We start from the raw sequence: 20,232 nt of genomic DNA, 5'->3' as shown, positions 1-20,232 counted from the left end.
ATGTTTGTTATGATTTGATTCTTTAATATCATCATGAGTTCCTCCTTATAACCCATATATCATAACATTTGTACATTCTTATTTAATATTTATTGTACATATTTAAGTATAACTTTATATTACGACAGATACATCCGCTTTCTGTCTTGTATTCTCAATCGTAGTTGATTCATACTGGACTGTCACAGTCTGGTCCTTATACTCAACTGCTACTGTCTGAGGTGTGGTATTGATTGTATATCCGTCAATGCTCTTAATCTCAGTAATCACATAAGTTCCAAGATGAAGGTCAGATAATACCACCTGTCCGTCAGTTCCTGTTGTTAGGCTTTCTGCTACAACATCGCCAGCACTATACACCTTTGTACCATCTGCCTTGTAGATATCTGCCCCGGCAGTTACCTTGAATGCTGCTCCGGAAAGCTTCTTTTTCTCATAGGTGAAATTGCTTCCATTCCATGAGCTAAGCACCTCACCCTCTTTGTAGATTGTGATTGCTCCAAGCTGCTCTTTATCTGTTGCAGAGATTCCCGTTGTCTGTCCTGCTTTTACAGTAAGTGTATGAACCTTACCGGAAAGGACATATCCCTTTGGTGCGGTAATTTCTTTTACATAATAAGTGCCTGCAACAAGTGCAGCTGACTTTGCATATCCGTTTCCATCTGTTGTCATGGTCTGTACTCTGTTTGTGCATCCGCTGTCAGAATAGATTCCATAAACTGCACCGGAAAGCTTCACTCCGCTTGACTCATCTGTCTTTGTAAGCTCACCATATCCGATGTTCTCTGTCTTGACCTTGATATAGGCTTTGACAGGATCTGCTGTCGGTCTTTCAGAAATAAACTCCTGATATCCGCTTTTTCCTGTAAGCCAGAATACACAGCTTGATGTTGTCTCAACCTTGCCTGCATTGGATGTGAATGTTCCTGTTGTAGCTGTAGTATTCACACTCGTTGAAGATATGGTAATACTGTTGCCATTCTTATCAACAGAATATCCGCTGATGCCAAAATCAAAATCCGATAAAACACCATTGCTGTCAGATAATGTTGTTTCAAATCTCTGACTTCCATCATTCCACTTTAATTCATAAGTTGGTGCCTCACTGGTTCTGCGTGATGCAAAACTTGGAAGTGTTGCATTGTAGGAGCTGCTGATATTGTCCCTGAGTCTCTCATAATAGCTGTATGAAGAAGCCGGACTTGGTGCTGTGTTGCAGAGCTTTCTCGCTGCCGAATCACCACTTCCGGTTCCAAAGATATCTGCTACAATAACCCATACCATTGCCTGAGTTGCGATATACTCATCGCACTGACTGTTGCTTGGTGCCGCCTTTTGTGTACTGTTAAACCCATAATAAAGGCAGTAACTTAAAAGCTTTCTCTGCTGTACTGACATTGATGTGCTCGCATCATCGTAGCTGTTCATAAGCTGACCGCCATCTGCTCTTAATCCGAAATTCATACAATATGCAGAATTTCCGTCAAGAATTGAATACAGAATCTTGCCATGATTATATCCGGGCTTCAACTCACTTACTTCTCCGGAATTTTTGACTGACGCATTCCAGAACGCAATATTTGCCTGCGGACTGGCTGCAAATGCTGTTGTTCCATTCGTAAAGAGTGTTCCAACCAGTGTGAGCATAGCCATAAATGCTGCCATAAAACGCTTTAGTTTCTGTTTCATGTGCTTTTTCCTCCTTAATTTACGCATAAAAAAGAAAGACATAAGTTTATGGCTTACATCTTTCTTCCTTCTGCTTCTATTCGTTTTTATTTATCTGTGACATCGAAACTCGTAATAGTCTGTGCCGCCTGTCGTGTAAACTCCATCATAACTGATGTAGAATACCGGATCTGTTTCCAAAAGTAACATACTTGCAATATATTCTGCGATTGCATCCTCAGATGATAACCGTTGTCCATCAATGGTACTTGCTTTGTTGAGGTCTGTCTCTACAAACACACTATAATAAGAGCCTTCCATACCATCGTAAGGATAATACTCATTGTACTCTTCCTGCGTGATACTGCCATCATTCAAATGGTTCTGTAAATTCTGCTGTGTGGTAATCATCCCTCCTGCCTGACACTTTGCTGTTGCAAGTGACACAACATTCTGTGGACTGTATACCACGGATGCAGGCTGTGGATTGCTCACATTGTCTTTCGGACTGTCTGTAGTCTGACCACCATTACCTGCATTACTCTGATTTCCGCCAGCTTCCTCATTATCATTTTCAGGAGCTTTCTGTTCCGGCTCGTCATTCTGCTTTGGCTTTTCTTCCTGCTTTGAAGCAGTTTCATTATCAGCGGACTGGTTATCTTCCTTATCAGTCTTCTCTTCTGAATCTTTAGCCTCGGCAATATCTTTCTCTGTCTCTTCACTTCCAGCTTCGGTTGTGACCTCTGTGACAGCTTCCGTTGCCATTGCTACTTCTTCAGTTGGCTTTACGCTTTCCGTCTGTTTCTCTGTCTGATTATCAGCCTTTTCCTTACCACCATTACAGGCAGCCATTGAAAAGACCAGTACTGCGGATAATAAGATAATACTTATCTTCTTCATAGTAATCACCCATCCCTTCTCCGCAAGAGGGACGGGCTTTGTGTTCCGTGCCATCCACCCTTGCAGTGAACTATTTATCTGTAATGCACGGGACACATAGGACTGTCCCGTATTCTGTGCATCTTAAACTCCTTTCATTATACCAGCTCTCTTATTTTAAAGAAATACTGCATAAGTCTTCTGTTTTTCTTATAATTTAAGAATAAACCCTTTACCTGCATACGCTCACCTCCTCTCAGAATGTGCCCATTCTTACGAATGAAAGAAATACCCTTGCCACCATTGCGAATAGAAGAAGAATTATTCTGGCAAGTCCTAAGACCAGCTTCAAAGCTCCAAGAATTATCCTTAATATCCACTTGAGTATCTCTAAAATCACTGTTCCTACGGCTCCCATAACTCTTCTCATAATAATCAGTCTCCTTTCGACATCCATCCCATTGCAAGACCTGCAACATCTGCATCGTCCATAACATCTTCTGTAAGTTCTTGTGCTTCACTATTGGCTGCCTGCATAATTACCGGCTGACCAACATTCATCCCGGATATCACTCCGCCTAACAGCTTTATTACCTCTTTTCTAGCCTCATTGGTTGCTGCTTCAATGACTTCTTCCTTAATGTCATCAATATCTTCTGACCGGATATATTCAGCCCTCTCTTTTTCCTTCTTCTTGATAACAAAGGTTTCCTTTCCATAATTATCAATGTAGAACTGAATCGCATCTATAATGAACTGGTTCTTAGATTTGAAAATCTTCGGATCAAGGTTCTGAATCACATCATTGATTTTCACATGCTGGGGATTGCTCATGTTGAGGCGGACAGAAGTTTTTACTTCATATTCAAGTCTTCTTCCCATCATCTGCCTCCTTATGATAATCGCTTAGTGCTTTTAAGTCCCATTGTGGCAAGCTGCTCATATCCTCTTGCATTTGCCTTTACATCAAGGTTATAGGAAATGTTCTTAGCATCATGACTACCAAAATTCTTCATCACAACTGCCCCGCCACCGACAAATACAATCGGTGTAGTCTTTAAGTTATACCCAAACTCACGGATTGAGTTATATACCTTATCAACAAAATCCTCTATCTCTGCCTTGATAATGGCAAAGTATTCATCATCAATATCTGACCTGCCATATCGCATGATATTCTGTATCTCTGACTCGTCTACCTCTCCGTTAAGTTGTCTTACACACTGTTCATTGATAGAACGCATACAGGTAATAAGACCTTTTGGTATCGTCACACACTTTGATTCATCCGGTGACTTGTTGATTACCGGCATAATGTCGATTGTCCAGCTACCGATATCTACTATCAGCGTTTTCTTTGCCATTGTAGGAATCTTGTCCACTACTGCTGCATAACACTGAGGGAATACTGCCACATCATCCATTTCAATATAATACGGCTCATTCTCATATTTGAAGCTTACACGCTTATTCTTTGTCAGGTACTTGATAAAATCATTCTTCTCTGCTCCAAACCTTGTAAGTGGTAGTCCTACGGCAAGGAATACCTTTGCCTCTGCAAGACCTCTTCTTTTAAGTTCCTTAGCAACTGCTGCAAGAGTGAGAAGATAAAAGCTGTCATCTTCGACCTTTGTATCCTTTACTTCCTGCCTCACAGTTCCAACCTTATAGAACTTTCCTTCATACTCAAGTACATCGCCGAAAAGTGCCGGAGTTGTTGTAATCTCCTTAACTCCTGTGACAAATACCTGAGAAATTGTTTTCATCATTGACCAACCATGATCAATGCCGATTACTTCTAACTTGTTATTCATATGTTTTGCACATCCTTTCTTCTTAAACAGCCACTTGAACATCTTAACCACCTACTTTCCTATCAGCTTTCGCATACAAGGAAAACAATAACCATTCCCTTGATAATATGGACATCCGACACATTCCGCTGGAAGCTTCTGTTCTTTTTTCTTAGATGGTTTACAACATGTTCCATTGGCACATCTGTTGTTATGTCCCCAGAAGAATCTACAATGCATACAATCTTTTAATTCTCTTTCAAGCTTTTCTTCTGGAGATACAAATCTGCGTTTCTTATGCTTATCTCTTTTTTCAACTGTTCCCACCAGAGCTCTCCTCCCTTCCAAGGAGTGATTGCTCTCTTATATTTTCCAATATCCTGTCCGACTCACCTGCTGTCCTTGCTAATGAATACAATACAATAAGAACAATAATTATAAATGCTATGCTAAATCCCATCATCACTTTATCCTCCTTCAAATTAGTTGCCATATAGACAAAATTTGAATTTGGAAGTGATATAGTCTACATGGCTATGCTTAATGCTAAGCATGTAGGTACACGCCAGTCTTCTAGACTCCTATATCGCCCCGTGTACAAAGAGGTGTTCTCACCTCCGGGAGTTACAGACGAGCCACAAAATGTGTTTCACGACGCCCTTCTGAATTATCAGAAGCACTATCTCCTCTTTTAGCCTTTTGAGGATAAGGACAAACTTCTCGCCCTCTGTGGTTGATTATCCTTACGCAACATGCCGAATCCTTTTTCCAGATTTCCATCCAACTTCTCACCCTTCATCTTTCGATCCATCAGGCTACTAATATGATAGCTGTGACTTTCATCTTCCAGGTACATGCCCCGTAAATTTACTACCTACAGATACTCTGCAGTGCAAACTACTTTGCAAATCTGTAACTGATTATTAAATTGTTCATCCCAAGTTTTTCTTGGAATGTCCATATATTACATTAGTTTCTATAATGCCGAAAGTGACAATCACGGGTCTTTTTTATCAAAACAGGTACTATTGTGGTCTTTTTTATCTTCGCTTGACAATTTATTCCAAATATGTTTGGGCAATGGTCTTGTTGGTTCCTTAAATTTCTCCAAATACATTTCAAAAATATCTGTATTAATCAATGCTGAATTTCCAACCTTATATACTGCCCCTGCTTCTGAAGCCAAAACCATAATCCTTGATTTACTTATGCCATAAATAATGGCTCCCTCAGTAGCATTTACATATTTTTTCATAATGTCTTTTGTATCTGAATAGAACTTATATGAGTTACTCATTCAATTCACCTTCTTCCTGTCCGTATAACGGCTCTTTCAAAGGTCTTACAGGTTGTCTGAATTGCTCCATGTAATTATCAAATATTTCTAAATTAACCAGTACAGTCCCTCCTGTCCCCTCATTTATTTTATATGTAGCACCTGCTGCTCTAGCCAGCTCGATAAACCTATGCCTTCCAATACTGTATATAATTGAAGCTTCTCCAATTCTCGCAAACTTTTTGATTATCTGCTTATTTGTTCCCGGCACTTTATATATGTGTTTCATAAACTCATCAAACCTTTCCTTTTTTACCAAATGAATACGGGTAAGCTTGTATAAAGAACTTGCAGCCTTAGCTATATATTCAGTTTCCTCAACACTAAATCCATATTCATGAGCCACCTCTTCGACCCTTATGTATCTTTTTATTACCTCCCCACCATGAAGATAAGCCCTAACATCCGGCTGTAATTGTGTTACCATCCTTTTCACCTACTTATAAAATTCATCATCAACTATATGGAATGTCTCAATGTACTCATCAAATATTTTTAAATTCACAAGTACTAACTGTCCTAACTTATAGATTGCTTTGGCATCCTTAGCCATTTGCATAAACTTTGATACGCTCATATGATACATTTCTGCTCCTTCGCTATATCTTACAAACTTTGTATTACCATTCTTCTTAAATTCCTGATATGCCTTTGTGTGTTCCATGCTATTCTCCTTTCGGTATTTCAATTGTTCCTATAACGCAAAAAGAGGACATCTTCTAAATTTCTTTAGAAAATGTCCTCTAAGTAATACAATCTTTAATTTTTCAGACTAAGCAATCTGTACTAACCTGTACTAATCTTTTTTTGACTATGCCAAAAATTGGTCAAATCTTGGTCAAAACCCCTTGACCAACTATATATTTTAGTACATCCACGCTCTGAAACCCTTGATTTTCCTGCATTCCTACTTATCAATAGACTTCATAGTCGGGAATAATAATACATCCCTGATTGCTGGTGAATTAGTAAGTAACATTACAAGTCTGTCAATACCATATCCGATACCGCCTGTTGGTGGCATACCAATTGATAAAGCATTTAAGAAATCTTCGTCTGTATGGTTAGCTTCTTCATCACCTGCTGCAAAAGCTGCCTCCTGAGCTGCAAAACGCTCTCTCTGATCAATTGGATCATTCAACTCTGAATATGCATTACACATCTCACGTCCATAGATGAATAATTCAAATCTCTCAACATAATCTGGATTCTCAGGTTTTCTCTTTGTAAGAGGTGAGATCTCAACTGGATGATCCATGACAAATGTTGGCTGAATTAAATGTTCTTCAACAAATTCTTCAAAGAATAAGTTTAAGATATCACCCTTTGTATGACGTTCTTCAAACTCAACATGTTTCTCTGTTGCAATAGCTTTAGCTTCTTCTGTTGTTTTAATCTCATTAAAATCAACACCAGCATATTTTTTAACTGCATCAACCATTGTAATACGTTCAAATGGCTTACCAAGATCTATCATCTCTTCAGCATATGGGATGTTAGTTGTTCCACATACTTCTTTAGCTACTGTACGGAACATATTCTCTGTAAGATCCATCATTCCATAATAATCTGTATATGCCTGATATAATTCCATTAATGTAAATTCAGGATTATGTCTTGTATCTGTACCTTCATTACGGAATACACGTCCTATCTCGTATACTCTCTCCATACCACCTACGATAAGTCTCTTTAAGTATAATTCAAGTGAAATACGAAGTTTAACATCTTCATCAAGTGCATTAAAGTGTGTCTCAAAAGGTCTTGCTGCTGCACCACCTGCATTAGATACAAGCATTGGTGTCTCAACTTCCATGAATCCCTGTGCATCAAGGAAACGACGGATACTGCTGATAATCTGTGAACGCTTAATAAATGTCTCTTTAACATCCTCGTTCATGATTAAGTCAACATATCTCTGACGATATCTCACATCTGTATCTGTAAGTCCATGGAACTTCTCTGGTAATATCTGTAAACTCTTTGAGAGAAGTGTTACACTTGATGCATGAATTGAGATCTCACCTGTCTTAGTCTTGAACACACGACCTGTAATTCCAAGAATATCACCAACATCATATTTCTTGAAGTCTGCGTAATCTTCTTCTCCTATCTCATCCCTTGCAACATATGCCTGGATACGACCTTTAAGATCCTGAATATTACAGAAAGATGCCTTTCCCATGACACGTTTGAACATCATACGGCCAGCAATTGTTACATCCTGACCTTCTAAAGCGTCAAAATTATCTTTTATTTCTTTACTATGATGTGTAACATCGAATTTTGTAATCTCAAATGGATTTTTTCCACGTTCCTTAAGGTCATCTAATTTTGTTCTACGAACTTTTAAAAGTTCATTTTCGTCTTTTGCCTGTCCATTATTCTGTTCAGCCAAGGTAATTCACTCCTTTTTGTATAATAAAAATAATTAATTAGCTCTCTTAATGTCAAGAACTTTATACTGGATATCTCCAGCCTGAGTCTCAACTGTAATTGTATCTCCTTCTGATGCTCCGATTAGAGCTTTACCAACTGGAGATTCATTAGAAATCTTATTCTGTAAGCTGTTAGCTTCTGTTGAACCGACGATCATATATTCAATCTCTTCATCAAATTCAATGTCATAAAGTTTTACAATACATCCAACACTGATTTTACCAAGATCTACTTCATCTTCATCAACAACTTCTGCATTCTTAAGAATCTTCTCGATTTCTTCAATTCTTGCTTCTATATCTCTCTGCTCATCTTTTGCTGCATCATATTCAGCATTCTCAGATAAGTCACCTTGTTCTCTTGCTTCCTTAATCTTAGCAGCAACTTCCTTACGTCTTACTACTTTAAGATCCTGTAATTCATCTTCTAATTTTTTTAACCCTGTATAGGTTAATACATTTTTCTTTACTTCTGTTTTTTCTGCCATTATATTTACACCCTTCCCAAAATTAAAATTTGTTATTCTATCAACATTCAAAGTATTATAGCTTAACTACCCTACATTGTCAAGCAAGGATTCTCATTAATAAATCTTATAAGTTCGTCCATAGTCTCTATTTTATTAACATCATTTCTTAATGCTGCAGAATTCTTAAGTCCTTGTGTATACCATGCGATATGTTTTCTCATCTCTCTAACACCTGTATATTCACCTTTTATCTCATATTGAAGTCTGGCATGCTTAATAATCATCTGTTTTATCTCTATAGGGTTAGGCTTATCTAACATCTCGCCAGTGGCAAGATAATGATTAATTCTTCTAAATATCCATGGATTACCCTGTGCTCCTCTGCCTATCATAATACCTTCACATCCAGTCTGCTTCATCATATTAATAGCATCTTCAGGCTCTGTTATATCGCCATTACCAATAACAGGAATATTAACTCTGTCATGCACTTGTCTTATAATATCCCAATCAGCATGTCCCCTATAATATTCTTCTCTTGTTCTTCCATGAACTGCAACTGCTGCACCACCGGATTCTTCAATAACATGTGCAATCTCAGGTGCGTTAATACATTCATCATTAAAGCCCTTTCTAATCTTTACTGTAACAGGCTTTTTTACTGATTTTACCATTGCTTCAACAATCTTTCCAACAAGCACCGGATTCTTCATAAGTGCAGAACCTTCACCATTATTAACAACTTTAGGTACCGGACATCCCATATTAACATCAATGATATCAAATGGAAGCTCCTCAACTCTTTTTGCAATCTCTCCCATAATCTCCGGGTCAGAGCCGAATAATTGAACAGCAATAGGATTCTCGCCTTTCTCTACTTTTAGAAGTTCTTTAGTATTCTTATTATTATAGAGAATTGCTTTTGCACTTACCATCTCTGTATATAGGAGTCCTGCTCCTTGCTCCTTACACAAAAGTCTGAATGGTAAATCTGTAACACCTGCCATTGGCGCAAGTGCTATATTATTAGGTATAATTACATTTCCTATCTTTAATTCCATTACTTACTCCACATCCTGGCCTAATATAAAGATCTTTACAAACATTGATAACTGATATAAAAGCTCAGCTTTATCTCGTCTTATCTGTTTTATCTTAAGGCCTGCTCCTATCTCATCATAGAGAAGATCTTCTTCTGCTGCTTCTGTATTAAGAAATAATTCACCTTTATCATCAAATGATATTGTAAAGATTCCACCTACATCTTCTGTATATAATACACACATTATCTTAAGTTCATTCTTAATATCTTCAGGAAGCCTTGTAAATTCAGGATTTAAATAAAACTTCTTCTCATACGCATTAGATGCACATAATATTCCTTCACCGTACATATCAAACACCTTTGTATGAATAGTACTAATATATGTTATAGTAACATCGTATCATTCATACATATTCCTTTCTATACAATAAAAACAAAATATATAATTGCAAAAACACTAGCTATGTACATTAAATATATACATTAAATCTTACAATTACATATTGCAATTCTAAAAGCAATTGACCAGTCACTATTACTAACCGTACAATATCGCCTAGTCTCTCATACTACATAAAAGTAACCGACTAACCCATATTATACATATCCATAAAGTCCTCGTACCGATACTTCACCTGCAACAACATTTTTAAGTTCTTTATTCTCTGTCTCAACTATAAGTTCACCATGTCTATTAATTCCTTTTGCTATTCCTGTATATGAATTTTCTTTTGCAAGAACTTTTATCTGCCTATCAACATTAATAAGTTCTTTATTATACTCATCTATAAGAAGTGACATATCCTGTGTCTTAATATATTTAGCATAATACTGTTCAAAATATTTACCAAATAATGCAATTATACTACTTCTCTTAATAGTCTTACCTGATTCAATCTTAAGTGACGATGCTGTCTTAGCTATATCTTCAGGAAATTCTTCTGTATTAACATTAATTCCTATTCCAATCACAATATAGTTGATCATCTCTGGCTGTGCACTCATCTCTGTAAGTATTCCTGTCACTTTTTTACCATTAACAACTATATCATTAGGCCACTTAATCTTAGCATCAAGTCCTGTTATCTCTTGAACAGCTTTATTTATTGCCATTGCTGTGACAAGTGTAAGACCTGACGAATTATATGGTTCAATGTCAGGTCTTAGAAGAAGTGTCATCCAGATTCCTGTTCCTTTTGGTGATTCCCAGCTTCGTCCTCTTCTTCCTTTGCCTTTAGTCTGTTTCTCAGCTACAACAAGTGTACCATGTTTTGCACCTTCTTCTGCAAGTTTTTTACATTCATCATTAGTAGAACCTATCTCATGATAGAAATATATATCTCCCGCAAACCATTCACACCCATTAATCTCACTTTTTATCTCAAATTCTGATAAACTGTCTGCCGTCTGTTTCAGAATATAGCCTCTGTTTTGAACAGCTTCAATCTCATATCCTTCTTCTTTTAGCTGATTAATATTCTTCCATACTGCTGTCCTTGATACACCAAGCAGTTCACATATCTCCTGTCCAGACACATAGCCTTCAGTTTCTTTTAACATTCTTAATATTTTTTCTTTCAAAATATTACCTCCAAATAACAACAGCACTTGCAATAAATATTACAAAGAATAGTAACGTAACTATCGATACAACAATTCCCATTCCTCTATTACTGCCAAGAAAATCTTTTAAGGCTGTTGCTCCATTCATTATAGCTCCAAGCAAAAATATCACTGGAAACAAAAAGGCATATTCTTCAGTATTCAAAAATGTCAAAATTGCCAGGGTAATAATTGCTATTCCTAATATAACATTGATTATCTCTATTATAAGGTTATTTCTCGTATGTTTTTTCTGACTTAAATCAATATACATAATATTCTTATCCGTTACTGAAAACTTATAAAAAGTTATAGACTTTTATGTTTCATTCCTACTTCATTGTATATGCTTTCATACTGCCGAAACAGATACTACTCACAAGCTCTTGTATACTCCATAGGCGTAAATTCCTGACTAACGTATCAGTACATATCTGCAATAACTTGAAAGTGTTATGCTACAGATTGTTTTATCACATTTTCTCCATATCTTTTTAGATTTAAAGCAGCTTGATAATCTCTGTCAATTACATTTCCACATTTACACCTGTAAATACGGTCTGATAACTTCAAATCTTTTTTGATATTTCCACAACAGCTACATAATTTAGAACTTGGTTCTCGCTTTATGATCTCTGATGTTATCTGATGTAAATAGCTCTGACGAATATTCGTTAGTCTGTGATTTATTTTTAAAAGTTCTTTTTCACTCTTTACAATATTACTTGTTTTGCAGTAACTTACTCCTTTCTTGTTATTCTCATATCTTCTTGATATGGAACGCTGTAATCTGCGTTTTCTTTTTTCTAGTTTTTTAACTTTTTGTGTTTTGTTAATGTTCTGATATTTATTATTATCAGAGCATATTGCCAAATCTTTGATTCCTAAATCAATACCAATGCCATCATTTGATGGAAGACCAATGTGGCTTTCATCTTCAATCCCAACTGTAATATACCAATTTATACCATCATACTTAATACGTGGATTCACATACTTGCAGTCAGTAGGAATACATCCATGTTCTCCCAATCGAATCCAATTCAATTTCTGTTTATTCTTCTTTTTTGAGGAAGAAAATCCTTCTACTTTTACATGAGTACCTGTAAATTGAATTTTTACGTTATCCTGATAAAATGATGGGATAGAATGTTTACGACTTTTAAAATTCGGAAACTTTGAATATCCTTTGAAAAATCTCTTGTATGCTTCACAAGCATCTTTAATAGCTTGTTTTGTTACATTATTAGATATATTATTCAACCAAGAATATTCATCTGTTTTCTTTAGCTGTGTAAACTCTTTTCTTAAATCACAATCAGAGATAAATTTTCCATCTGTCTTATAATTTTCTTGTTCTCTTCCTAAAGCCCAGTTATAAGCAAAACGAGAAGTATTGGCATATTGGAATAATTTAGTTTTTTGTTTGTTATTTGGGAGCAACATCACTCGAATTGTTTTTATCATTATCTTCACCACCTTCTTCAATTAGTTCCTTTACAAGTTTTCTTGCTGTAATTGTTCATGTAAATAATATCTGTATCCATTACTTGAAGTATGATGTGAGTGAAGTTTTCAATTCTTATCCCAATTTCGTAATGTTTGTGCTGATACTCCTAAAATTTTTGAAAATTCATTGATAGAATAATATTTGCTCATAATAAATCTCCTTATAATGGTTATACTTTGTTCCATCAACAAAAGTTATAAAGGTCAACAGTTTGATATAGTTTTTTATAAGTTATATCAAACTGTTGATATCTCCTATTAACCATAACCATAGTTATAAAAAGCACACTTTTTCGCTTTTCAAATTAACTACAAGTCACATAATTATATTTATCTAAAAAAGAGATTACTGCACATAATCTCTTCAAATCACTATTCATATTAACATTTTTTTTCTGATTTATCAACACTATTCTAAGAAAAATAACAGACTCCACTCTATTAAGAAGTCTGTTATCTATCATATTATTTTATATTATTGCCTATGTATATTAATAATCACTCAGAAAAAAACTGCTATATAAATGTTAATTGCCAAGTGTTGCTACCATAACTGCCTTTATTGTATGCATTCTGTTCTCTGCTTCATCAAATACTACTGATTTGGCACTTTCAAAGACTTCTTCGGTTACTTCTTTGCCTTTTACAGCTGGAAGACAATGCATGAATATTGTTGTATCTTTGCCAGTCTTATCCATCATATCTTTATTAACCTGATATGGTGATAAAAGTGCAATTCTCTCAGCTGCTTTATCTTCCTCACCCATTGAGCACCATACATCTGTATATATTGCATCTGCACCTTTTACAGCATCAACTGAATCTGATATTGTAATCGTACTTCCAGATTCTGCTGCATAAGCTTTACATAATTGTACAAGTTCTTCGCCTGGCCACAATTCCTTAGGTGCTATAATTGTAAAATTAACACCAAGCTTGCTTGTTCCAATCATAAGACTGTTAGCCATATTATTACGGCCATCACCAACATATACAAAATTAAGACCTTTTAATGTTCCAAAATGTTCCTTAAGTGTAAGCATATCTGCAAGAATCTGTGTTGGATGATATTCATCTGTTAATCCGTTCCATACAGGCACTCCACTATATTTGGCAAGTTTCTCAACTGTATCCTGCTTAAAACCTCTGAATTCAATTCCATCAAACATTCTTCCAAGAACTCTTGCTGTATCTTCAACACTCTCTTTATGGCCAAGCTGGATATCATTAGTTCCAAGATATTCCGGATGACCTCCTTCATCAACGCAACCAATTGTAAATGAACATCTTGTTCTTGTTGATGGTTTTTCAAATATGAGTGCAATATTTTTGCCTTTAAGGCTCTCGCCTGTTATTCCTTTTTTCTTCTTGGCTTTAAGATCTGCTGCCAAATCAATAAGATACTCAATCTCAAGTGGTGTAAAATCTTTAAGTGTTAAAAAACTGCGTCCTTTTAAATTCATAATATCTGCCTCCAATTCATATTCTCACTGTATTCTATTAATATTTATAAGCTCCTTTTAATATTTATACATTATCATATATTTTTATACATGTCAACCACTAATAAGATTTTAAATGTGATACAAGACTCTTCTTATATTTATGCACTGATAATATATTTTCTTTGCATACTATATACCTGGTACATATATAATCAGCGATAGTAATATAAGACTTAATCTTCCATATATCAAAAGCCCAGAAAGTTTATGCATATAAATACATAACTTTCTAGGCTTTTACTTATCATCTTATTCTATTATTGTGCGTCTTTTGCTATTTCAACTACTGATTTTGCAAGTCCTGCCATTGACTGAATCTCTGAAGGAATTATAATCTTAGTTGCTTTTCCATCTGCTGCTTTTGCAAATGCTTCAAGGCTCTTAAGTCTTAATACTGATTCATCTGCTCCTGCTTCTTTTATAAATCTGATACCATCAGCATTAGCCTGCTGCACTTTTAAAATAGCCTGTGCCTGACCTTCTGCTTCACGAATCATTGCTTCCTTACGAGCTTCTGCTCTAAGGATTGCTGCCTGTTTCTCTGCTTCAGCATCAAGAATTGCTGATTCTTTTTTACCTTCTGCAACAAGGATTGTTGACTTCTTCTCACCTTCTGCTCTAAGGATTGCTTCTCGTCTTTCACGTTCAGCTTTCATCTGTTTCTCCATTGAGTCCTGAATTGCTGCCGGTGGAATAATATTCTTAAGTTCTACTCTGTTAACTTTAATTCCCCATGGGTCAGTTGCTGAATCAAGTGATGCTCTCATCTTGGCATTAATTATCTCTCTTGATGTAAGAGTCTGGTCAAGTTCAAGATCACCGATGATATTTCTTAAAGTTGTTGCTGTAAGGTTCTCAATAGCCATAATTGGATTATCTACACCATAAGCATATAACTTTGGATCTGTTATCTGATAAAATACTACTGTATCAATTCTCATTGTTACGTTATCTTTAGTGATAACCGGCTGTGGAGCAAAATCTACTACCTGCTCTTTTAATATAACTTTTTTAGCCACTTTATCGATAAATGGCATCTTAATATGAACACCTACGTTCCATGTGTCCTTATAACCGCCGAGTCTCTCAAGAACTCTTGCCTGTGCCTGTGGAACTACCTGGATACATGATGCAAAAATCACAAGTAATACTATTACAAGAACGATTCCTGCTATTGTACCAACATTTGCTTCTAGTAATGCTGCTAACATAATTATATTCCTCCTTGGATATTAGATATTGGCTGTACAATCAGTTTTACACCTTCAATTCTAACTACTGTAACGATTGTATTAACCGGTATTACCATGCTCTCATTTTCTGCTCTTGCAGTCCATTCAAGTCCTTCGATTATAGCTGCCCCTGTATTATTAATATTACTTATCGGTTCTATAACCTTTGCATGTTTTCCTACAAGACTTTCTGTATTAGTCTTTACATTCTTCCTGTTTATGTATTTGATTGCAAATGGTCGTGTACAGATAAGAAGTACAAATGAGACTACTAGGAATACTCTGATCTGTGTTAATACCGCTATATCAAATAACGAAAGCACAAATCCTACAAGTGCTCCACCTGCAAACCATATCGTAGTCAAAGCAAGTGTCTGTATCTCAAACAGTACAAGTACAACAAATACTATAAGCCAGATTATTGTAGGCATAAACATACCCCCTTCCTGGTTTTAAAGCTTAAAACTTATTTTATTAAAGTTTCATATCTATTTTACATTATTTAATTTTAGTATACAAGAGTTAATATGACATTTTAACATTTTCAAAAGTGCACATTATACTATTTTAGCTATAAAAAAGACGGTTGCTTAAGCAACCGCCTTATATTACGAAGCCCGCCCTATTGGCTTCTGCAAATTCATAACATTATCTACGATAGAAACAATGATTACCAATAATCATATATTCTGAGTAGTTATCTGTATTAGCTTTCCATAAGGATATAAAGTTAGTATATCCACCTGCATTATTGATTCCTGCTAAAGCATCATTAGCTGCCTGATAGCATTCACCATTAGCTGGTCCACTTGCTAATATATTAGCTAACTTACCTGTGTTAGCTCCTGTAAACTGTCCACTCTGATATATTACACCACTTATTGAGTTAGGGTAATATGAGCTATTTACTCTGTTTAATACAACACTTGCAACTGCGAGTTTACCTTCATAGGATTCACCCTGTGCTTCCATTGATACCAGACATGCTAATAAGTATGCATCATCATATGATGCTTCTGTTGCTGCTGTCTGTGTTGTTGTTGGTGTTGTCTGATTAGATGATGACTGGCTTGATGAAGATGCCTCTGCCTTCTTGGCAGCTTTTTCTTTTTCTGCCTTCTCTGCTGCTGCTTTTGCCTCAGCTTCCTGGCGTTCTTTTTCTGCCTGTCTTGCTTCTTCTTCAGCTTTTCTTGCTATCTCTGCAAGTTCATCTTCTCTTGATAATGCCTGGCCAAGTGTAAGTTCAACTGATACGAATTCAGCTGATACCCAGCCTACAACATCTGATGAATATAATATCTGATACCATCCATCAATCTGTCCAACAACTGTAAACTGCTGTCCGAGTGCTGCTAAATCAATTATATCTGATTCTGTATTAGCTTCACTACGAATTCTTAATGTATCTGTTGTTACTGTAGCAATTCTCTGTCCGACCTGGTTAGCAAGCGCCTCTGCTGCTGCACCTGTCTCAAAATATCCATTGCATACATAACCTGTTACGGAACCTGATGTAACAAGTGTCCATCCATCAGCATAACCAACTATATCGGCTGCTGAACCGGCGAATAACTTACCAACTATTGCTGCATCTGTTGTTGGTTCTGCTCTCATTGTGAGATAGTCATCAACGTTAACAACAATCTTGCCATCAAATGGTGATGCTGCCGGCTGCTCCTTATTTTCTTCAGTTTCCTTTGCAGACTTTTGTGATTCGTCTTCAGCGGCAACAGTGTTATCTTCATCTTCCATTGCTGTAACTGCTGAATTATCACTCGCTGCTATTGATATTCCACTGCCTGAAACATCAACTACGGCTAAATCAAGAAGATCTACTATATTATTACTAAATACCGTCAATTCTTCATGTCCTTCAGTGACAGTCATAGTAGTATCTATATCGAATACGTTTGTGAATGCTGTCTGTGTTAATGCTATTATAGCCACAAGCACGTAAGCGATAGCCTTTCTACTTTTCGACTCCATATTTTACCTCCTAAACAATTATTACCAATCTGTTATAATTGTTACGAATTTGTTACGGTTGCTATTGTACCAAAATATGTTTTCTTTGTCAACCCCAAAGAAACTCTATCACTAAATCAAGTTTTTTCGCATATTGAATTGTGTTAATTTATTAAAAAACTTTTAAAATTTACTTACGTCTCTGTCTATTGACTTCATACATTAAAATTGATGCGGCTATTGCTGCATTTAAAGATTCAACTTTTCCCTCCATAGGTATCAGAATATAGCTATCAGCCATATCTGCTGTTCTATCTGTAAGTCCATTACCTTCATTTCCGATCAAGAAACCAATTGATTCTTTGTAGTTTACTTCATCATAATTTTTTTCACCTTTAAGATGAGCTGCATACAATTTTACTTTTTTTTCTTTCAAATAATTTATACTTTTTTCTAAATTATCTGTATATAAAAATGGAATTCTGAAAATTGAACCCATGGTTGATCTTATTGTCTTTGGGTTATATATATCAACAGTATTTTTTGACATAAGTACACCTGTTATTCCTGCACCTTCACCACATCTTATTATTGTACCCAGATTGCCTGGATCCTGGATTCCTTCGCTTATAATTATATGTGCCGGTCTATCTTTTGGAAGTATATCATCTATTGTATAATGCTTCTGTTTTACAACTGCCATAATTCCCTGTGGTGTAAGTGTTCCACTCATCTGTTCAAACACTTTATTATCCACTATTTCGTATGAACATTCGCAATTATTCAGATATTCACGATTGTTCTCGTAAAAGTCAGACGATACAAAGCCTTCAACATAGTCATTTTTATCTATTTCTCTAAACATTCTTATTCCTTCAACAATAAAAACATCCTGTTCTTTTCTCGCTTTTGCCGAAGTCATAAGTTTCATTACATTTTTTATCTTCTGGTTCTTAATACTTGTGATCATTTTTGCTATTTACCTTTCTTATCTATATACTTTGCTTATTGTATACTTTACGTATTACATGCTTTACTTATTGTATACTTTGCTTATTACATATTTTGCGTATTACATATTGTACATACTAGACCCACTAGTGTTAATGCTTCCGTATTTTTTTGCATCGTCTATGTATTTTATCACGTTATCTATTGTAAATCTACTATGTTTATAGTAGTTTTAGATTTCCAATCAATTATCAACTATTATTCCTTATACTATTTTTAATTGATTGTATAACTCTCTATATTTCCATAAAATATACTTTTGATTATAATTGGATTAAGATTATTATAATCAGACCATCTTCCTGCTTTTGTCAATGTTGTGCTAAACTACCCGCTACCTAAAGGTAGTGAGCGGAGCCTATGACAAACGAAAGGATTTTATATATAAAAATAGCTAAAAACAAAGAGCATATTGTCAAATTTCTAAAAGATATGCAAAAAAATAGACAGTAAAATATATATATTAAAAATAGGAGTAATCCTCTTACACGATTACTCCTATCTCTTAACTTTTTAACTCATAAAGTGAATTGTTATATATTAACATTCTCTATTAATAAAGCTAATTGTTATATATTAACATTCTCTATTAATAAAGCTAATTATTATATATTAACATTCTCTACTAATAAAGCTAATTGTTATATATTAACAGCTTCTACTAATAAAGCCAATTGTTATATATTACATTTTCTACTTACAAAGCTAATTGATATATATTCATATTCACTACTTGCAAAGTATTTTCTATATATCGAGTATTATATCTCTTGTCACTATCTTGCAAGATTCTTGCTGATTGTATACTGATATTCATCAATATCTTTCTTCATTGCAAGTGCTTCATCAATATCGAAGTCTACGAACTTACCATTCTTGTAAGCAACTACTCTATTTGACTTACCTTCTCTAAGAAGATCTACTGCATAAGCTCCCATGATTGATGCATATACTCTATCTTTACATGTTGGGCTTCCACCTCTTTGCATATGTCCAAGTATTGTAGCTCTTGTCTCAATTCCTGTTGCAGCTTCAATTCTCTTTGCCATGCTTGTTGAATGACCAATACCTTCTGCATTGATAATAATATGATGTTTTTTACCTTTCTTTCTATTCTGAATGATATTATTGATAAGCTTCTGCTCATCATTATCATATCTCTCAGGAAGAAGAATATCTTCTGCACCATTAGCGATACCACACCATAAAGCGATATATCCGGCATTTCTTCCCATTACTTCTATAATACTACATCTTTCGTGTGATGTTGAAGTATCTCTAACTTTGTCAATTGCTTCCATAGCTGTGTTAACGGCAGTATCAAAACCAATTGTATAATCTGTACATGCAATATCAAGGTCAATTGTACCTGGAAGACCAATTGTATTAATTCCAAGAGCTGCTAACTTCTGTGCACCCTGGAAAGAACCATCACCACCAATTACAACAAGTCCTTCTATTCCATGTTTTTTACATATATCAGCACCTTTTTTCTGACCTTCAGGTGTTCTGAATTCTGCACATCTTGCTGTATAAAGTATTGTACCACCTTTTTGAATAGTATCTGATACACTACGTGCATCCATATCTATGATCTCTTCATTAAGGAGTCCCTGGTATCCTTTCATTATACCTTTTACTTTTAAGCCATGTGCGATTGCATTTCTGACTACTGCTCTTGTTGCAGCATTCATTCCTGGTGCATCACCACCACTTGTTAAGATACCTATAGTTTTAATTTCCTTTGCCATAACGTTACCTCCAACATAACTTGTAGAA

24 protein-coding genes are annotated in these 20,232 nt (G+C 35.5%); all 24 read right to left on the bottom strand.

The features are described from left to right. Positions 1–114 precede the first annotated feature (114 nt). Positions 115–1,689, bottom strand: a complete 1,575-nt coding sequence (locus tag KQI85_RS06595) for a SpaA isopeptide-forming pilin-related protein (protein ID WP_253293771.1) — start codon at positions 1,687–1,689, stop codon at positions 115–117. 90 nt (positions 1,690–1,779) lie between these two features. Beyond that, positions 1,780–2,568 (bottom strand): hypothetical protein, encoded by a 789-nt coding sequence (locus tag KQI85_RS06590; protein WP_243002990.1) that lies wholly within the window; start codon positions 2,566–2,568, stop codon positions 1,780–1,782. A 235-nt stretch (positions 2,569–2,803) separates the two neighbouring features. Then, positions 2,804–2,977: a hypothetical protein gene (locus KQI85_RS06585; protein WP_172622380.1), complete on the bottom strand. Its 174-nt coding sequence runs from the start codon at positions 2,975–2,977 to the stop codon at positions 2,804–2,806. 5 nt (positions 2,978–2,982) lie between these two features. Continuing rightward, positions 2,983–3,432: a hypothetical protein gene (locus tag KQI85_RS06580; RefSeq protein ID WP_008395352.1), complete on the bottom strand. Its 450-nt coding sequence runs from the start codon at positions 3,430–3,432 to the stop codon at positions 2,983–2,985. Between the two features lie 8 nt (positions 3,433–3,440). Beyond that, positions 3,441–4,361: a ParM/StbA family protein gene (locus KQI85_RS06575; RefSeq protein WP_050755693.1), complete on the bottom strand. Its 921-nt coding sequence runs from the start codon at positions 4,359–4,361 to the stop codon at positions 3,441–3,443. Positions 4,362–4,412: 51 nt separating this feature from the next. Next, positions 4,413–4,667 (bottom strand): hypothetical protein, encoded by a 255-nt coding sequence (locus KQI85_RS06570; protein ID WP_055062764.1) that lies wholly within the window; start codon positions 4,665–4,667, stop codon positions 4,413–4,415. Further along, entirely contained in the window at positions 4,654–4,803 is a 150-nt protein-coding gene (locus KQI85_RS06565) for a hypothetical protein (RefSeq protein ID WP_015567903.1), read from the bottom strand. Before KQI85_RS06565 ends, KQI85_RS06570 begins: the two co-directional genes overlap by 14 nt. Positions 4,804–5,337: 534 nt before the next feature. After that, positions 5,338–5,637: a DUF6462 family protein gene (locus tag KQI85_RS06560; RefSeq protein WP_022377866.1), complete on the bottom strand. Its 300-nt coding sequence runs from the start codon at positions 5,635–5,637 to the stop codon at positions 5,338–5,340. Beyond that, positions 5,630–6,103, bottom strand: a complete 474-nt coding sequence (locus KQI85_RS06555) for a DUF6462 family protein (protein WP_022377867.1) — start codon at positions 6,101–6,103, stop codon at positions 5,630–5,632. Before KQI85_RS06555 ends, KQI85_RS06560 begins: the two co-directional genes overlap by 8 nt. 9 nt (positions 6,104–6,112) lie before the next feature. Then, entirely contained in the window at positions 6,113–6,340 is a 228-nt protein-coding gene (locus tag KQI85_RS06550; RefSeq protein ID WP_022377868.1) for a DUF6462 family protein, read from the bottom strand. Between the two features lie 243 nt (positions 6,341–6,583). After that, positions 6,584–8,074, bottom strand: a complete 1,491-nt coding sequence (gene lysS, locus KQI85_RS06545; protein WP_216575282.1) for a lysine--tRNA ligase — start codon at positions 8,072–8,074, stop codon at positions 6,584–6,586. A gap of 33 nt (positions 8,075–8,107) precedes the next feature. Continuing rightward, the gene (greA, locus tag KQI85_RS06540) at positions 8,108–8,602 is read right to left on the bottom strand and encodes a transcription elongation factor GreA (protein WP_216575281.1); all 495 of its coding nucleotides are present in this window, start codon (positions 8,600–8,602) and stop codon (positions 8,108–8,110) included. 71 nt (positions 8,603–8,673) lie between these two features. Then, positions 8,674–9,645 (bottom strand): tRNA dihydrouridine synthase DusB, encoded by a 972-nt coding sequence (dusB, locus tag KQI85_RS06535; RefSeq protein WP_216575280.1) that lies wholly within the window; start codon positions 9,643–9,645, stop codon positions 8,674–8,676. A 3-nt stretch (positions 9,646–9,648) separates the two neighbouring features. Continuing rightward, positions 9,649–9,978, bottom strand: a complete 330-nt coding sequence (locus KQI85_RS06530) for a DUF6145 family protein (protein WP_216575279.1) — start codon at positions 9,976–9,978, stop codon at positions 9,649–9,651. Between the two features lie 248 nt (positions 9,979–10,226). Further along, on the bottom strand, positions 10,227–11,210 hold the full coding sequence (locus KQI85_RS06525; RefSeq protein WP_216575278.1) for a biotin--[acetyl-CoA-carboxylase] ligase: 984 nt from the start codon (positions 11,208–11,210) through the stop codon (positions 10,227–10,229). Between the two features lie 4 nt (positions 11,211–11,214). Then, a complete protein-coding gene (locus KQI85_RS06520; RefSeq protein WP_216575277.1) occupies positions 11,215–11,505 on the bottom strand; it encodes a DUF6637 family protein in 291 nt (96 codons plus the stop codon). A gap of 179 nt (positions 11,506–11,684) precedes the next feature. Further along, entirely contained in the window at positions 11,685–12,698 is a 1,014-nt protein-coding gene (locus KQI85_RS06515) for an RNA-guided endonuclease TnpB family protein (RefSeq protein ID WP_216575276.1), read from the bottom strand. A gap of 108 nt (positions 12,699–12,806) precedes the next feature. Continuing rightward, positions 12,807–12,890, bottom strand: coding sequence for a MerR family DNA-binding transcriptional regulator (locus KQI85_RS16520; protein WP_253293776.1), 84 nt, complete (start codon positions 12,888–12,890; stop codon positions 12,807–12,809). A gap of 377 nt (positions 12,891–13,267) precedes the next feature. Next, positions 13,268–14,203 carry an ornithine carbamoyltransferase gene (gene argF, locus KQI85_RS06505; protein ID WP_216575275.1) on the bottom strand — a complete coding sequence of 312 codons (936 nt, stop codon included), beginning with the start codon at positions 14,201–14,203 and terminating at the stop codon, positions 13,268–13,270. Positions 14,204–14,502: 299 nt separating this feature from the next. Beyond that, the gene (locus KQI85_RS06500) at positions 14,503–15,456 is read right to left on the bottom strand and encodes an SPFH domain-containing protein (RefSeq protein ID WP_216575274.1); all 954 of its coding nucleotides are present in this window, start codon (positions 15,454–15,456) and stop codon (positions 14,503–14,505) included. A 2-nt stretch (positions 15,457–15,458) separates the two neighbouring features. Beyond that, positions 15,459–15,908: an NfeD family protein gene (locus KQI85_RS06495; RefSeq protein ID WP_216575273.1), complete on the bottom strand. Its 450-nt coding sequence runs from the start codon at positions 15,906–15,908 to the stop codon at positions 15,459–15,461. A 217-nt stretch (positions 15,909–16,125) separates the two neighbouring features. Further along, positions 16,126–17,463 carry a cell wall hydrolase gene (locus tag KQI85_RS06490; RefSeq protein ID WP_216575272.1) on the bottom strand — a complete coding sequence of 446 codons (1,338 nt, stop codon included), beginning with the start codon at positions 17,461–17,463 and terminating at the stop codon, positions 16,126–16,128. A 169-nt stretch (positions 17,464–17,632) separates the two neighbouring features. Then, on the bottom strand, positions 17,633–18,412 hold the full coding sequence (locus KQI85_RS06485; RefSeq protein WP_216575271.1) for an RNA methyltransferase: 780 nt from the start codon (positions 18,410–18,412) through the stop codon (positions 17,633–17,635). An 817-nt stretch (positions 18,413–19,229) separates the two neighbouring features. Then, positions 19,230–20,204 (bottom strand): 6-phosphofructokinase, encoded by a 975-nt coding sequence (gene pfkA / locus KQI85_RS06480; protein WP_216575270.1) that lies wholly within the window; start codon positions 20,202–20,204, stop codon positions 19,230–19,232. Positions 20,205–20,232 lie beyond the last annotated feature (28 nt).

It is taken from the genome of Falcatimonas sp. MSJ-15, assembly GCF_018918265.1.
GTDB lineage: Bacteria > Bacillota > Clostridia > Lachnospirales > Lachnospiraceae > Falcatimonas.
The sequence above is the reverse complement of the archived record's forward strand: the minus strand, read 5'-3'. Positions and strand labels throughout refer to the sequence as shown.

Bases quoted from the DNA above. Each gene is read 5' to 3' on its own strand.
- KQI85_RS06595 (WP_253293771.1), bottom strand. From the start codon at position 1,689: ATGAAACAGAAACTAAAGCGTTTTATGGCAGCATTTATGGCTATGCTC.
- KQI85_RS06590 (WP_243002990.1), bottom strand. From the start codon at position 2,568: ATGAAGAAGATAAGTATTATCTTATTATCCGCAGTACTGGTCTTTTCA.
- KQI85_RS06585 (WP_172622380.1), bottom strand. From the start codon at position 2,977: ATGAGAAGAGTTATGGGAGCCGTAGGAACAGTGATTTTAGAGATACTC.
- KQI85_RS06580 (WP_008395352.1), bottom strand. From the start codon at position 3,432: ATGATGGGAAGAAGACTTGAATATGAAGTAAAAACTTCTGTCCGCCTC.
- KQI85_RS06575 (WP_050755693.1), bottom strand. From the start codon at position 4,361: ATGAATAACAAGTTAGAAGTAATCGGCATTGATCATGGTTGGTCAATG.
- KQI85_RS06565 (WP_015567903.1), bottom strand. From the start codon at position 4,803: ATGATGGGATTTAGCATAGCATTTATAATTATTGTTCTTATTGTATTG.
- KQI85_RS06560 (WP_022377866.1), bottom strand. From the start codon at position 5,637: ATGAGTAACTCATATAAGTTCTATTCAGATACAAAAGACATTATGAAA.
- KQI85_RS06555 (WP_022377867.1), bottom strand. From the start codon at position 6,103: ATGGTAACACAATTACAGCCGGATGTTAGGGCTTATCTTCATGGTGGG.
- KQI85_RS06550 (WP_022377868.1), bottom strand. From the start codon at position 6,340: ATGGAACACACAAAGGCATATCAGGAATTTAAGAAGAATGGTAATACA.
- greA (WP_216575281.1), bottom strand. From the start codon at position 8,602: ATGGCAGAAAAAACAGAAGTAAAGAAAAATGTATTAACCTATACAGGG.
- dusB (WP_216575280.1), bottom strand. From the start codon at position 9,645: ATGGAATTAAAGATAGGAAATGTAATTATACCTAATAATATAGCACTT.
- KQI85_RS06530 (WP_216575279.1), bottom strand. From the start codon at position 9,978: ATGTACGGTGAAGGAATATTATGTGCATCTAATGCGTATGAGAAGAAG.
- KQI85_RS06520 (WP_216575277.1), bottom strand. From the start codon at position 11,505: ATGTATATTGATTTAAGTCAGAAAAAACATACGAGAAATAACCTTATA.
- KQI85_RS06515 (WP_216575276.1), bottom strand. From the start codon at position 12,698: ATGATAAAAACAATTCGAGTGATGTTGCTCCCAAATAACAAACAAAAA.
- KQI85_RS16520 (WP_253293776.1), bottom strand. From the start codon at position 12,890: ATGAGCAAATATTATTCTATCAATGAATTTTCAAAAATTTTAGGAGTA.
- argF (WP_216575275.1), bottom strand. From the start codon at position 14,203: ATGAATTTAAAAGGACGCAGTTTTTTAACACTTAAAGATTTTACACCA.
- KQI85_RS06500 (WP_216575274.1), bottom strand. From the start codon at position 15,456: ATGTTAGCAGCATTACTAGAAGCAAATGTTGGTACAATAGCAGGAATC.
- KQI85_RS06495 (WP_216575273.1), bottom strand. From the start codon at position 15,908: ATGCCTACAATAATCTGGCTTATAGTATTTGTTGTACTTGTACTGTTT.
- KQI85_RS06490 (WP_216575272.1), bottom strand. From the start codon at position 17,463: ATGGAGTCGAAAAGTAGAAAGGCTATCGCTTACGTGCTTGTGGCTATA.
- KQI85_RS06485 (WP_216575271.1), bottom strand. From the start codon at position 18,412: ATGATCACAAGTATTAAGAACCAGAAGATAAAAAATGTAATGAAACTT.
- pfkA (WP_216575270.1), bottom strand. From the start codon at position 20,204: ATGGCAAAGGAAATTAAAACTATAGGTATCTTAACAAGTGGTGGTGAT.